This window comes from Oceanibaculum nanhaiense, assembly GCF_002148795.1.
GTDB classification, from domain to species: domain Bacteria; phylum Pseudomonadota; class Alphaproteobacteria; order Oceanibaculales; family Oceanibaculaceae; genus Oceanibaculum; species Oceanibaculum nanhaiense.
The window spans coordinates 44441-60193 of record NZ_MPOB01000002.1 but is presented as its reverse complement, the minus strand read 5'-3'; the positions used below and the strand labels follow the sequence as shown (position 1 = coordinate 60193).

Annotated in this window: 4 protein-coding genes (1 of these 4 running past the window's edge); all 4 read right to left on the bottom strand. The window is 68.8% G+C overall.

The window, feature by feature from the left end:
* Tightly spaced (each overlapping or abutting the next), the 4 genes in view from BKM74_RS18425 to BKM74_RS03305 form a layout consistent with a single transcriptional unit that may run on beyond the window.
* A protein-coding gene (locus tag BKM74_RS18425) for an SDR family NAD(P)-dependent oxidoreductase (protein WP_099045569.1) crosses the window boundary here: on the bottom strand, window positions 1–10110 show its 5' portion. Its footprint begins 10050 nt before the window's first position; the window shows 10110 of its 20160 coding nt (coding positions 1–10110); it begins with the start codon at window positions 10108–10110; its stop codon lies off the left edge, out of view.
* A complete protein-coding gene (fabD, locus tag BKM74_RS03315) occupies window positions 10107–12455 on the bottom strand; it encodes an ACP S-malonyltransferase (protein ID WP_086464305.1) in 2349 nt (782 codons plus the stop codon). The genes BKM74_RS18425 and fabD overlap by 4 nt, the downstream gene beginning before the upstream one ends.
* The gene (locus BKM74_RS03310) at window positions 12452–14104 is read right to left on the bottom strand and encodes a cyclic peptide export ABC transporter (protein ID WP_086464304.1); all 1653 of its coding nucleotides are present in this window, start codon (window positions 14102–14104) and stop codon (window positions 12452–12454) included. The genes fabD and BKM74_RS03310 overlap by 4 nt, the downstream gene beginning before the upstream one ends.
* Complete coding sequence (locus BKM74_RS03305) at window positions 14104–15753, bottom strand: cyclic peptide export ABC transporter (RefSeq protein ID WP_086464303.1); 1650 nt, start codon at window positions 15751–15753, stop codon at window positions 14104–14106. The genes BKM74_RS03310 and BKM74_RS03305 overlap by 1 nt, the downstream gene beginning before the upstream one ends.

Below are 15753 nucleotides of genomic sequence, written 5' to 3'. Positions count from 1 at the left end.
CGGCAGCGCGCCAAACGGCACTTCCAGCGCGGCGTTCAGCCGGGTGACCATCAGCGAGTCGATGCCGTACTCCTCCAGCGGGCGGGACGGATCGATGCCATCCGCCGGCAGGCCGCTGGCCTCCGCGAAGATCTGGCGCAGCCGATCTGTCACCCGGTCGCGAAGCGCCGTATCGGATGAAGTGGTGGCCACGACCTGCGGCAGTTCCGGACGGTCGGCACCGGCGAAGAAGGCGCGGATGCGCTGCCCCTCGCCAGCGATGACAGCAAGGCGGGGCAGGCCGGATGCCAGCGCGCGGCGCAGCAGGGCAAGCCCGTCCGCCGTTTCCAGCGGGCGCTGGCCCATGCGGCAGAACAACTCCTGCTCGACCGATTCATCGACGCGCATGCCGCCCTCGCGCCACAGCGGCCAGTCGATGGCGAGCAGCGGCGCGCCTTCACGTTCCGCCCCCTCGCGTTCGGCCAGCGCACCCATAAAGCCGTTGGCGGCGGCGTAATCCGCCTGACCCGGATTGCCGACCGCCCCGGCCAGCGAGGAGAACAGCACGAAAGACGGCTTTACCGGCAGGTCGCGACAGGCGCGCAGCAGCGCCAGCGTGCCCTTGAGCTTCGGCGCCAGCACGGCGGCCAGGTCAGCCGGCGATTTACGCAGCGCATAGCCGTCGCGCAGCACGCCGGCGGCCTGCACCACCCGGTCGAGACGCCCATGCGCCGTCAGGATGTCGCGCAGCAGGGCGGCGACGGCTCCCTCATCGGTGATATCGATCTGCCGATATTCGGCGCTGGCCCCCAGCCGCCGCAGTTCCGCAAGGAACGCCTCGCGCTCCGCATCCAGCGCTGCGCGCCCGGTCAGCACCAGCACGCTCCCGGGCGCGGCTTCGGCGATGTCGCGGGCCAGCCGCCGGCCGAGTCCGCCCATACCGCCGGCAATCAGCGTGACGGCGCCGGCCTGCCAGGACACGCCCCCGGCGGGCAGCGCCGCATCACGCCAGCGTCGCACATGGCGCTTACCTGAGATGAAGCGGACATGGCGGTCGCCCGGGCCGGTGGCCTCCGCCGCCAGCAGCCGCGCCGCCTCGGCAGGTGTAATCCCAGCAGGCAGAATAACGGTCTGGCCGAGCAGGCGCGGATGTTCGGCGGCGATGCTGTCCAGCATCGCGCCAAGACCGGCGAGCAGTGCCAATTCGCCCGCATCCGGCACGGCAAGCTGCACCAGCACCCGGCCCTCGCCCGGCTGTTTCAGCACTTGTTGTACCGTGCGCAGCAGCGCTTCCGCCAGCGCGCCATAGGCGGCACCAATCTCCGGCGGCAGGGACGGGGCCAACGACTCGACGCCCGGCACTGTCGCGACATCGAGACCGCCCGCCAGCACGATATGCCGCGCGGGCGCGGTGCCGGCCTGTATCAGCGGCACCTCGATCCAGTGCGGCACCAGCGCCGTCACCTCTTCCGGCTTCACCCCCGGAATCCAGTAGCGCGTGTCGGCGAAGCGGTGCGGCGGCAGCGGTTGGCGATGGGGCTGGCGGCGCGGTTCGGAAACCGGCTCATAGGCTTCCAGCACGACATGCGCGTTGCTGCCGCCGAACCCGAAGGAGCTGACGCCGGCCCGACGCGGCAGCGCGTTGCCCTGTGCGTCCTGGCGCAGCGGCCAGTCCTGCGTCTGCGTCGCCAGCCGGAAGGGCGAACCGGCGAAATCCAGATGCGGATTGGCCTCGGCACAATGCAGCGAGGCCGGCAGCCGGCCCTGGCGCATCGCCAGCAGTACCTTCACGACACCGGCCAGACCGGCGGCAGCCTCCAGATGGCCGATATTGGATTTCACCGACCCCAGCAGGATCGGCGGCAGGCTGGTGGCCTTGCCCCCGGTCAGCGTGTCATAGGCCAGCCGCAGCCCGTTCGCCTCCACCGGGTCGCCCAGCGCCGTGCCGGTGCCGTGCGCCTCGATATAGCCGATGCTCACCGGATCAATACCCCGCATGGCGCGGACCACCAGATCGGCCTGCGCCTTGGCGTTCGGCGCGGTCAGCGAGCCGGCACGGCCGCCGTGATTCTCCGCGCCGCCGATCAGCAGGCCGAGAATGCGGTCGCCGTCGCGCTCGGCTTCGGCCAGCGGCTTCAGCAGCAGCGCCACCACGCCCTCGCCGCGCGCATAGCCATCGGCCCCGGCGCCGAAGCTCTTGCAGCGCCCCTCCGGGCTCAGCATGCCGGCCTGATGCGGCCCCGCGAAGCCGTCCAGCGCCAGCGTCAGATTGACCCCGCCGACCAGCGCCGCGCCACAGCGCCCGCTGCGCACCGCATCCGCCGCGCGCAGCAGCGCCACCAGCGAACTGGAACAGGCGGTGTCCACCGCCTCGCTCGGCCCGTTCAGATCGAAGAAATGCGACAGCCGGTTCGCCACCATCGCCAGCGAATTGCCGGTGGCGACATAGCCGTCGCTGGCCACGCCATGGTCGCGCAGCAGGGCGGCATAATCCTGCGCCGTTACCCCGACGAACACGCCGGTGTCGCGCGGCAGTTCCTCCGGGCGGTAGCCGGCATCCTCCAGCGCCCGCCAGGCGGTCTCCAGCATCAGGCGCTGCTGCGGGTCCAGCCGTTCCGCCTCGACCGGGGAAATACGGAAGAAGCCGGCATCGAAGCGGTCGATATCGGCGAGGAAGCCGCCGCGCTTCGGGAAGCCCGCCTGTTCCAGCCGTGCGCGGTAGGCTGCGCCATAGCGCGCCAGCGGCAATGCGCCGGTCAGATCGTCGCCGGCCAGCAGCCGGGCGAAGAACTCGTCCGCCGTCGCCGCACCGGGAAAACGCCCGGCCAGGCCGATGATCGCCACTGCGCCGTCAGGCGGGGGCGGCGATGCCGGACGCACCGCCGCGACCGGCTGAGCCTTCAGCGGCACCGCGACGGGTTTTGGCGCCGCCGTGCCCGCCACAACGCCGTGACGGCTGACGAGATGGGCGGCCAGCGCCTCGATATGCTCGCACTCGAAGAACACCGCCGGCGACAGGGTGACCTTATAGGCCTCCGAAATCTCCCCGGCGAAGCGGGTCAGCGAGATCGAATCGAAGCCCAGCTCATAGAACAGCTCACGCGGGTTCAGCTCCTCGGCGGGGAATTTCAGGATCGCTGCCGCCAGCGCGCGCAACTCACCCACCAGTCCATCGGCGGCACTCGCCGTGACTGGCACCGGCGCAGGGGCCGCACGATCCAGCGCCTCCGGGGCCGCGAACAGCACCCCGTCCAGCGCGCCCAGCACCGCGCCGCCGGCATCGAACAGCCGCACCGCATAGGCGCCGTCGCCCTGCGGACGCACCAGCAGCCGCGCGACCTCCTCGGCACGGTCGCCCAGCACCGCCGACGCGATCCCGGCCAGCAGCGGTGGCGCCTCAGAGGGCGGCATATCGAGCAGCATCGCCTGATAGGCGGCGGCCAGCACGCGCGGCGGCAGCTGCACATTCTTCGTGAAGAAATCCTGCTGCGGATGCTCCCGCGCGAGATCACAGAGGAAGCCGCCACCCGGCAGCGCCAGCACGCGCGTCACCACCTCGAGATAAGGCGCGAAGGCATAGCCGCGCTCGGCCAGCCGTGCCGTGATAGCCGCACCGTCCAGCGCCTCGCCAGTCGCTGGTACGCTCTCCGGCGGCAGGGCGGTGGCCTCCGCCAGCACCAGCGCCTCGGCATAGGGCGTGCGGTTGCCCGCCGCATCCGCCATCTCCAGCCGGACCAGCAGGCTGTCGCCCTGTGGGTCGAGCGCAGCGTGCAGCTCCGCCCCGTCTTCCCAAGCGACGGCCCCGCGCACGGTGAGGCCGCGCAGCGAGAGCGGCCCGGCCAGCCCGGCGATGCGGCCCAGCGCCAGCACGATCTCCACCGCGACAATCGGCAGGATGGTTTGCGTGCGACCTTGCGTGAAACTGTAATCCAGCAACTCGCCCGGATGGATCGCGGTGCTGTAGCGCAACCCGTCGAGGCCGGAGCGGTTCACCCCGATGAAGGGATGCAGCTTCAGCGCCGATCCCAGCGGATTGACCACCGAGGGCGCATCGGCGAATTCCGGGTACCAGCAGCGCACCCGCTCGAACGGATAGGCCGGCAGCGATACGCGGCGCGGCTGCCTTCCTTCATGCAGCGCGTCCCAGTCGAGGACCGCCCCCGCCGCCCAGGCAGCGGCAAGGCGGTCGAGCGCGCGAGTGCCGATGTCCTGGCGCAGCCGCGCCGCATCGGCTGGTGGCTCCACCTCCAGGATGCTGCGCACAAAATGCCAGCGCGGGTCCGGGCGCGGCGACGACAAGAAAGCCGCCAGCAGCGCCGGCACCCGGGCGATGTCATCCGCCACCAGCGCCAGCCGGCAGGGCAGCTCGTTACGGCCGGTCTGCAGCGTATAGGCGAGGTCCGCCAGCACCAGATCGGGATGGGCTGCAACATGGTCGCGCAGGCGCGACAGCAACCGGATCAGCGCCGCCTCCGACATCGCGGAGAACACCAGCAGCTCCGGCCCGCCGGGATGCGCCTCGCGTGGCGAGGCAGCGTGTTCCTCGATCAGGATATGCGAGTTCATCCCGCCTGCGCCGATGGAGGTGACACCGGCCCGGCGCGGCAGCTCCCGCCCGGCGGCATCGCGCGGACGGGTCCAGGGTGTCAGCTCGCGCTGCACCCGGAACGGCGTATCCTCGAACGGGATGTTCGGGTTCAGCACCTCGGCATGCAGCGAGGGCGCGATCTGGCTGTGCCGCAGCTGCGCCAGCACCTTGGCGATGCCGGCCACCCCGGCGGCGGCCAGCAGATGGGCGACGTTCGACTTCACCGTGCCGAGCGGGCAGAAGCCCTTGGCATCGGTGTATTTGCGGAAGGCCTGGGTCAGTGCCTTCACCTCGATCGGGTCGCCCAGCGCCGTGCCGGAGCCGTGCCCCTCGACATAGGAGAGGGTGGCGGGATCGATGGCGGCATCGTCCAGCGCCTGTTCGATGGCGGCGGCCTGCTGGTGCGGGTTCGGCACGGTGAAGCCGTTGCGCACGCCGGCATTGCTGATGCCGCTGCCGATGATGACGCCATAGATATGGTCGCCGTCGCGCTCGGCATCGGCCAGCGGCTTCAGCACCAGCGCGCCCACACCCTCGCCGAGGATGGTGCCGTCGGCGCCCAGCCCATAGCCCCTGATCTTCTCCGCCGTCTTGCTGGTGAAATGCTCCTGCGAGGTGGCGATCAGCTTCTGCGGGTGCAAAAGCAGGCTCACACCGCCGGCCAGCGCCATCTTGCAGCGCCCGGCGCGCAACATATGGACGGCCTCATGCACGCAGGTCGAGGAGGCCGAGCACATGGTGTCGAGGAAATAGGACGGGCCGGTGAAGCCGTAGAAATAGGACACCATGTTCGGCACGGTGCCGGTATAGCTGCCGCTGGCCAGCGCGCCGCGCACCAGCATGTTCTGGAAGCCGTAGAGGTCGTACTCGTTGGTCATCGAGCCGACCAGCACCGCGACATCGCCGCCATAGCGCGCCTGCATGTACTCGCGCGAATAGCCGGCATCCTCGAAGGCCTCGACGCTGGCCTCCAGGAACAGCCGCACCTCCGGCGACATCAGTTCCGCCTCATGCTGCGAGATGCGGAAATAGCGCGGGTCGAACTTGTCGATATCCTTCAGGAAGGCGCCGGTCTTCACCACTGTCTTGCCCAGCACATCGCGTTCCGGGTGCAGCAGTGCGGCATGGTTCCAGCGCTCGGCGGGATAGGCCTCGAACCCGTCCAGCCCGTTCGACAGCATCTGCCAGAACTCGTCCTGGCTGGCGGCGCGGGCGACGCGCAGCGACAGGCCGACGATGGCGATGTCGTGCCGGTCCTCCTGCTTCCGATCATCCGGCCGCGGCGCGGCGGAAACCTTAGCGGGCGGCTCGGCGCGCAAGGCAGCCGATGCCGGGGCCGCTTTCGGCGCTGGCCCACCGGGAAGCGCGGCCAGCAGCGCGGCGCGGCGTTCCTCGACCAGATGGCGGGCGATGCCGGCGAGATCGACATATTCGAAGAACAGCGTCTTGGAGAGCGGCCCCAGCGCCTCTTCCAGCTGCGCCGTCGCCTCGACGATGGTGATGGAATCGAGGCCGTATTCCTCCAGCCTGCGGTCGGCGCGGATCTGCGCCGGGTCCATCTGCAACCGTTCGGCCAGCACCTCCTTCAGGAAGGCGATGGTGCGCGCGGCAAGGTCGCCATCGTCGGCAGCTTCCCCACTTTCCGCAACGGGTGGTGGTGCCTGCGGCAGGGGAACCGGTTCGGCCAGCAGGGCATCGATGCGGTCGCGCGCGCCATGCAGCACCACCTGCCGGGGCGTGCCCGCCGGGAAGGCACGGTCCAGCGCCGCGAGGCCCGCCGCCGTCGGCATCGGCACCGTCCCGAAGCGCCGGGCGAGTGCGGCCCGCCCGGTTGCATCGACGCTCATGCCGCCCTCTTCCCAGAGCGGCCAGCCGATGGAGATCGTGACACCGTGGCGCTCCCCGGCCTCGGTGAGCCGGGTGCGGTGTTCGGCGAAGCCATCGAGGAAGGCGTTGCCGCCGGCATAATCGCCCTGCCCGGCATTGCCGAAGCTGGCGGCGATCGAGGAACAGAGCAGCAGGAAATCGAGCGCTGTGTCGCGGGTCGCCCGGTCGATGTTCAGCGTGCCGGCGATCTTCGGCGCCAGTACCGGCGCGATGCTGTCCGCCGCCTTGGTCAGGATATATCCGTCATCCAGCAGGCCGGCGGCATGGATGATGCCCTTGAGTGGCCCGACCTGGGGTTCGATGCGCGCCACGGTTTTTGCCACCGCTTCGGCATCAGTGACGTCGCAGGCTTCGAGGTGCACCTCGGCACCGCCCGCGCGCAGCGCCGCCAGCGCCGCTTCTGCCGCTGCGTCCGGCGCGACCCGGCGGCCCGACAGCACGAGGTGCCGCGCCCCGCGCGCCGCCAGCCAGCCGGCGAGGATCAGCCCCAGCCGGCCCAGCCCGCCGGTGATCCAGTAGGCGGCCTCGGGGTTCAGGGAAGGCGCATCGCCTGCCGGCGCAGTCTCCTGCGGACGCCAGGCGAAGCGGTTGCCGGCGGCATCGTGGCGCAGCTCGGCGACGTCATCGGCGGCTGTGGCCTCCGCCGCCAGCAGCGCGGCCAGCCGATCGATATCCGCCAATCCTTCCACCGCCACTACCGCGCCGGAGAATTTCGGATTCTCCTGCGCCGCCGTGCGCAGCAGCCCGGCCAGCGGCGTGGCCAGCCAGGCTGGCGCCTTCGGCCCGGCCAGCACGAGGAAACGCTGCGGCAGCGCCGGCCTCAAACGCATGCGCGCTGCCAGCGCGCCATGCAGATGGCGGAACCAGCCAGTGGCGCGCGCGGCGGGATCATTTGCATCCGGCAGGCACTCGACCGGCAGGCCGGTGCGCGCGGCAAGCTGTTCCGCGATATCAGGCGCGAAACCAGCGAGGTAGATGTGCGTCTCGCGCGGCGCGTCCTGCACCTGCACGGGGCGTTCCACCCAGCGGCCGGCCAGGTGCACGGTCGGCGCCTCAGCGTTATCCACCGCCGGTGCCGCATCCTCCATCGCCTTCGGCGCAACAAGCCGCAGCGCCAGATCGCGGAAGGCAAGACAGGGCTTGCCGTCCTTGTCCGTCAGGTCGATGTCGAGGCGCACCACCGCATCGCTGCGCACCGATCCGGCGACGCGACGGACATGGGCGTGCATGACTGGCGTACAGGGGCCACGCATCTCGATCCGCCCGCAGGCGAAGGGCACGGCGCTGCCGGGGGGCGCCTCCCCGTCCAGCGCGATCCAGGCCTGAATGGCGGCGTCCAGCAGCACCGGATGCAACGGCAATTGCGCCAGCGTTCCGTGCAGCGACCGGCCCAGCCGCAGCTCCGCCAGGACGCCGTCCGGACCGCGTCTTACCGTGCGCAGCGCCTGGAAGGCCGGGCCATGGGCGACGCCGCTTTCCGTCAGCCGGCTATAGCACTCGGCGGGATCGATGGTCTCCGGCAGGGCTTTGGCCAGCGCCGCGATATCCAGCGCCGGCGGCGTGTCCAGCGCTGCCAGGCGCAGCACACCTTGCGCATTCGCCGCGCCATCCGCCGCCGATATGGTGAAGGTGAAGCCGCCTTTTTCCTCAGGCCGCAGCCGTGTTTCCACCGCGACCGGCACCGCATCGGCGCGGATCGGCCGGGTCCAGCTGACCTGCTCGAAGACAAGGCCGCCGGTCAGCGGCGCGCCGCCGCGCGCCTGCTCCAGTGCGGCGCGGGCCGCCTCAAGGCAGGCGACGCCAGGCAGGATCTGCTGCCCGCCAACATGGTGATCGGCCCAGTAGAAGGCCTCGCGCCCGAGATGCGAGCGGTAGCGCGGCCCATCGAGGCCCGACAGGTTGCGCTGCGCCAGCGGGTGCGGGAAGGCTTCCGTATCCTTGCCGACGAGCGACGCATCCATCCAGTAGCGGTGCCGCGCGAAGGGGTAGAGCGGCGCATGGATGCGACGCGGCGCCGAGCCACCCTCGTACAGAACCGACCAGTCCACATCCTCCCCGGCGCGCCAGCGCGCGGCGAGGTCGGCGTGCGGCGCATCGTCCAAAATCTCGCCGGCGAGGAAGCTTTCCAGCGCGTCGATCAGCCCTTCCTTGCCGGTGGCTACGAAGGCGGCGCGCGCCTCCATCGGCTCGCGTGCAGTCTGGAAGGTGTAGGCGAGATCGGCCAGCGAGAGATCGTCCGGCGCGTCTGCCAGCCAGTCGCGCAGCCTTTCCGCATAGGCCGCAAGCCGGCCGTCATCGCGGGCCGAGAGCGGCAGGATGACCGGGCCATCGCCGCGGCTCACATCGGCACGGAGGGGCGCTTCCTCCAGCAGGGCATGGGCGTTGGCGCCGCCGAAGCCGAAGGAGCTGATGCCGGCCAGCCGGGGGCGCTCGGGATCGCTGGGCCAGTCGCGCCGCTCCGCCTGGATGCGGAAGGGCGAGCCGCTGAGGTCGATCAGCCGGTTCAGCGTCTCGAAGCCGACATTGGCCGGCAGCGCGCCATGGCGCAGCGCCGCCAACAGCTTGGCGATGCCGGCGACGCCCGCCGCCCCTTCCAGATGGCCGATATTGGTCTTCACCGACCCGATAGCGCAGCTGTCCGCCACCGGCTCGGTGCCCGCCGCCGCATGCAGCGTGGCGAAAGCCTGCTTCAGCCCGGCGATCTCGATCGGGTCGCCCAGCGGCGTGCCGGGGCCATGCGCCTCGATATAGCTCACCCGGTCAGGATTGACGCCGGCGGCGCGGTGCACCGATTCGATCAGTTCGGCCTGCGCATCCGGGCTGGTGACGGTCAGCGAGCTGGTGCGCCCGCCGTGATTGACGCCGATGCCGCGAATCACCGCATGCACCGGATCGCCATCGGCCAGCGCCTTGTCGAGCGGCTTCAGCAGCAGCACGCCGCCGCCCTCGCCGCGCACATAGCCGTCGGCGCGGTCGTCGAAGGCCTTGCCGCTGCCCTCCTTCGACAGCATACCGGCCTTGGAGAAGGCGACGAAATGGTTGGGCGACCAGGCGAGGTTCACGCCGCCGGCCAGCGCCATCTCGCAATCGCCGGCCTCCAGCGCGCGCACCGCCTCGTAGATCGCCGTCAGCGAGGCGGCGCAGGCAGTGTCATTGGCGATGCTGGGGCCGTGCAGATCGAAGAAATGCGAGACCCGGTTGGCGATGATCGAGAAGGCGATGCCGGTCGGCATATAGGCGTCGGTCTGCGCCAGGTGCTTTTCCAGCAGCTCCGCATAATCCCAGTGGCACACGCCCATATAGACGCCGGTGCGGCTGCCGGCGAGTTCGGCAGCACGATAGCCCGCATCCTCGATGGCGTGCCAGGCCATCTCCAGCGCGAAACGCTGCTGCGGGTCCATCCAGGCGGCCTCGCGCGGCGACACGCTGAAGAACGGCGCATCGAAGCAATCGGCCTCCTCGATGAAGCCGCCCCAGATGCTGGCGCTCTTATTACCGGCGGCCGGATTTCCGTGCAGCGCCGACTTGTCCCAGCGATCCGCCGGCACTTCCGAGATCAGCGAGCGGCCCGCCGCCAGATGGTGCCAGAACTGGTCGAGATTATCGGCCTTGGGCAGGCGCAGCCCGATGCCGATGATGGCGATGGGGCGGCTCATGATCCGCCCTCCCCCAGCAGGATCGAGAAGCGGCGGGAGAGCAGGTTGGCGGTCTCCGCCATCAGCCGGTCGGCGATCAGATCGGGGTGGCGGTTGCGCCAGCTTGCAAGCTCGCTGCCCGCAACCCACTGGTTGAACGCCCCCAGCGCCGGGCCGCAATGCACCTGGAAATCGACCTTATGCTCCAGATCGCCGGCCAGCGCCCAGCGTGTGGTGTCCCTGAAATAGCGCTTGAAGACCAGCGCCATGCGGTGCTTCGGCAGGCGTTCGGCGCGCTCCACCTCTGCGGCGCGATAGCTCGCCTTCACATCGGCGAACACCTCCTCGAAGCTGCGCTTGAAATAGCGCTCCTCGATCTGCCGGCGCAGCGACGGCTCGATCTCCTCCAGTGATTCGTGCTGGCGATAGAGCGCGACCAGCTTGTTGGCGCGGGCCGGGAAGAACAGCCCCTTCTTCAGCACCTGCACCTTGGAGCCCATCTCGAACATCTCGCCGGAGGGGGCATAGTCGGTGTCATAGACATTCATGCCTTCCAGCATGTCCTTCACCGCGTCGCTGGTGCCGGCCTCCACGGTACACTGGTTGACCGATCCGGTGAGGATGAAATCCGCCCCCAGCACGAAGACGGCGGCCGCCGCCTCCGGCGTGCCGATACCGCCGCCGGCGCCGACATGAAGGCGGCCGAAGCCGGGGAAGCGCGCCTGCGCGTCGTCGCGCACCTTCAGCGTCGCCGGGATCAGCGTGAAGGGCATGCCCTGGTCGGTATGGCCGCCGGAATCCGATTCGACGCACAGTGCATCGGCCATCGGCACTTCGCGCAGCAGCGCCGCCTCATCCGGGGTGATGCCGCCCGACTCCAGAAGGCGGGTCAGCAGCCGCCCCGGCGCCGGGGCGAGGAACTGCGCCGCCACGTCGGGCCGGGAAATCTTCGCGATGATGCGGTTGGCCGCGCGTAGCTTACCACCCTCGCGGGTGAGCCCCTTGGCGCGGTAGCGCACCAGCGCCGGCGTCACCTCCATAAAGGCGGACGCCTCGATGACGCGCACGCCATGGCGCAGCAGCAGGTCGGCCAGATCTTCTTCCAGCTGCGGGAAATTGGCATGGGCGATGAAATTCATGCCGAAGGGCGCGCCCGGCGGGATTTCCGCCTGGATACGCTGGATCGCCTGCTCCACCGCCGGCATCGGCAGGCCGCCGGCACCGAAGAAACCCAGCAACCCGGCCTTGGCCATTCGGATCACCAGCTCCGCCGAGGCGATGCCCTGATACATGGCGCCGGCGGCATAGGCGTATTTCACGCCGAAATCCTCGCGGAATTCCGCCGAGCCCAGCGTCGCGGCCCCGAAACCGGCGGCCTTGTGGCGTGTGCCATTCATGCGTGCGGGCGCTTCCATGGCCGGCGCTTCCCTGACGGGCGCTTTCGCGACCGGTTGGGCCTTTGCTGCTTCCGCTTCTTCCTCCGCCGCCAGCACTGCGGCATCCAGCGGTCCGGCCTCCAGCTGAGTGCGCTTCACCATTGGCTTCACCACGGCACCGCCGGCCGGCCCCAGCTCCTCGAAATCCTCGAAGGCAAGCCCCTTCGACAGCAGGTAGCGGATGCTGTCGCTCCAGCGCACCGGCGCGGTCATCTGCTCGGCCATCAGCGACCGGATCGTCTCCGGCTTGTGCGGCCGCGCGGTCACGTTGGAGATCACCGGCACAAGCGGTGGGCGGAATTCGCAATCTTCCAGGAACCGCGCGAAGGCGTCGCGCGCCGGCTGCATGAAGGGCGTGTGGAAGGCGCCGCTGACCTGCAGCACGCGGTAATGCGAGGCGCCGGCCTCCAGGAACAGCGGTTCGGCGGCCTCCACCGCCTCGCGCCGGCCCGACACCACGATCTGCTTCGGCGTGTTCACATTGGCGGCGAAGACATCGGTGAGGCCGTGCCGGCGGATGATCTCCTCCACTTGGGCCGCGTCCAGCCCCAGTACCGCCGCCATGCCGCCACCGGCAGCATTGGCCATCAGCGCGCCGCGCTTCTGCACCAGCCGCAGCCCGGTCTCGAAATCCACTGCGCCGGCAGCGAACAGCGCGACATATTCGGCGACGCTGTGGCCCAGCAGATAATCGGCCTTCGCACCTTCGGCTTTACGTTTCAGCCAGGTCAGCGCACCGACGACATAAAGGGCTGGCTGGGTGAACTGGGTCTGGGTCAGCCGCTCCATCGGCCCCGTCAGGCACAGTTCACGCACCGAATAGCCGAGCACGGAATCGGCGCAGGCGGTCTGCTCCGGGAAAGCCTCGAACAGCCCTTCCCCCATCCCGATGCGCTGCGCGCCCTGCCCTGGAAACAGGAAGGCCTTCATGGCGCCTCCAACTCACTGCCCTTGCGCTGCCACTCGACCCTGCCGAGATCGAGCTTCACCACGCGATCGGCCAGATGCCAGTAGCGTTCGTCATGGGTGACCGCGATGACGGTCTTGCCCTGCGCCTTCAGGCGTTTCAGCACAGTATTGTAGAAATAGGCGCGGAAATGCACGTCCTGTTCGGCCGACCATTCGTCGAAGATATAGACCGGCCGGTCTTCCAGCAGGGTGGCGATCAGCGCCAGCCGCTTGCGCTGGCCGGTGGACAAATGGGTGGTGGAGAACTGCCCGTCCTCGTAACGCACCTTCCCGGCCAGCCCCATCTCCTCGATCATCAGATTGACCTGTTCGGCCGGCACATGCTCCAGCCCGTAGAGCCGGTCGAACAGGTGGAAATCGACGAAGATGGCGGCGAACAGTTCGCGGAAACCGGCCACGTCGCGGCCCACCATCGGCGTCTCGTCCACCCGGATCGCGCCGGCCTCCGGCGCGTACAGCCCGGTTATCAGGCGCAGCGCCGTCGATTTGCCGCTGCCATTGCCACCGACCAGGAACAGCGTCTCGCCGCGCTGCACGGTCAGGTCGAGCGGGCCCAGCGTGAAGGTGCCGATACCGGCCACATCGCGGTGGGTGAAGGTCAGTCCCGAATAGGTGATGGTGCGGAAATCGCGGTAGGCCGCCGCCGCCGCGCGCGCGTCCGACGGGCTCAGCATGTCGGACGCGCCCAGCTGGCGCTCGATCTCCAGGACGCCCTGCAGGCTGACCTCGGCGCGCACGAACATCGGCGACTGGCTGACGATCTTGGCGAAGGGAGCCACGCAGAACAACAGCACCGGGATCAGCTGGAAGACGATATCGCCGTGATTGCCGACGAAATGCGGGAAGCCGAATCCGACGATTCCCAGCATGGCGAAAATCACCGCGCTGCTGAGCAGGATCATCGCGGTCCATTGCTCGCCGGAGGCGACCAGCGTGGCTTCCGTGGCGCGCGACAGCTTGCGGTAGGCCTGGAACACCGACTCGCTCTTCCGGCTGTTCAGCCGCAGCTCCTTGCTGCCGTTGATAAGGTCGCCGATGGCGTCGAGCAGGCGCCCCTGGAAATAATTCAGCCGGCGCAGCGTCCCGCTCATCCGGCTGTTGATCCGGTGATAGGCAAGCACGCCAAGGAAGACCGACACCAGGAAGACCAGGAAGGCCGCCGGCGACAGGTACAGCAGATAGGCCAGCGAGATGATCAGCAGGATCGCCTGCTGGAAGGAATCCACCAGCAGCGGAAAGGTCACCGAGAGATAGTTCGTCTCCTGCGATACCAGCGTGTAGAGCTGGCCGCGCCGCAGCCGGTCCACATCGCGCAGTTCGGCGCGGCGCAGCCGGTCCATGACGCCGAGCCGCAGCCGGTTCAGCAGCACCTCGATCATCCGGTTGGCGCGCAACAGGGCGAACTGGTTGCACTGATAGTATATCAGGAAGGCAAGGATGAAGATCAGCGCGGTCGTCAGCCCCGGCCGTTCGGCTTCCGCGACATGCTTGGCGACCTCGTTGACGATCACCACCAGCAGCGCATTGGCCAGGCCGGCGATGATTGTCAGCAGCCCCATGATCTGCAACGGGCGGCGGCCGGCCCGCAGGATGAAATCGAGCAGTGCCATCAGCCGCCCTCCGCCTCATCCCCAACCGGCTTCATCCGGCCGAGATCGAGATGCAGGCGGCGGTCGCAGCGCCCCCAGTAGCGGTCATCATGGGTCACCGCCAGCACCGCCTTGCCGCGGCGCTTCAGCTCCGGCAGCAGCTCGCCATAGAACACATCGCGGAAATGCGCATCCTGGTCGGCCGCCCATTCGTCGAACAGATAGACCTCGCGGTCCTCCAGCAACGCGGCAATCAGCGCGAGGCGCTTGCGCTGCCCGGTCGAGAGATCGACGCTGGAGAAGCGGCCATTCTCGAACCGTACCTTGTCCGACAGCTCCATGCGGGCGATCAGCGCGGTGACCGTATCGGGATCGACATCCTCCAGCCCGTGCAGCCGGTCGAACAGGTGGAAATCCGGGAAGATGCCGGCAAACAGCTCGCGATATTCCTGACGCGTCCCGCTCTCCACCGCCACACCATCGACCAGGATGCGGCCGGCATCCGGCGTATAGAGGCCGCAGATCAGTTTCATCGCCGTCGATTTGCCGCTGCCATTGCCGCCGGTCAGAAACACGATCTCGCTATGGCGGAGTGCGAAATCCCAGGGGCCGGAGGTGAAGGTGGGCGTGCCGTCGGGACCACGATAGGTGAAGCACACCCCCTCGAAGTCAATGGTCCGGAAGCCCCGGAACCGCGACTCCTCGGGCACCGTCACCACCGAGGTGCCGCCGGCCAACCGGTTGTCCAGCTTGCGCTCCAGCCGGAACACATGGCCCAGCCCGACATCCGCCTTGGAGAAGATCGGCGCCGCCGAGGTAAGGCCGGTGACCGGCCCGACGCAGAAGATCGACACCGCCACGATCTTGTAGATCGCGTCGGTATAGCCTTCGAAGAACATCGGCAGCACGAAGACCACCAGCCCGACCAGCGCATAGAGGAAGGCGTTGGAGAATTGCAGCAGCACGACCCATTTGCCGCCGACGCCGATCACCTCCGTCTCCAGCCTGTCCAGCACCTTGGTGAAATGCCGGAACAGCGAGTCGTTCTTGTCGGCGTTCAGGCGGATTTCCTGGAAGCCGTCGGTAAAGTGCGACACCGATTCCAGCATCGCCGATTCGCACACATGCACTTCCGCCATCGCGTCGGCCAGCACCTTGCGGCGCAGCCAGAAGATATACAGGCCGATCACCGTGAAGGCCGCCATCACCAGGAACGAGATCAGCGACAGGGTGGCGATATACAGCAGGCAGAACGCCAGCAGGAACACGCCCTGCGCGGCATTGACCAGCAGCGGGAAGCTCTGCGAGAGATGATTGATCTCCTGCGCCACCGTCGCATACAGCTCGCCATGCCCCATATTCTCGACGGCCCGCAGATCGGCCCGGCGGATCTTGCCGACGACACGCAGCCTGAGCGCGCTCAGCCGCTGCTGGACCAACAGGTTGGCCTGGCGCAGCGAGGCACGGTCGGCGACGTAATAAAAGGCAAAGGTGCAGAGATAGACCAGCAGCAGCTGCAGGCCGACCGGGTCCTGCTGTTCCGCGCGCTCGGCGACATGGTTGATCAGCGCGATCAGCACCACGTTCGACAGGCCGGACAGGCAGGTTACGAGGAACAGCCCCCGATAGGCCTGGGGGGATCCGCTCTGAAGCAGGCGCAGAATATACAT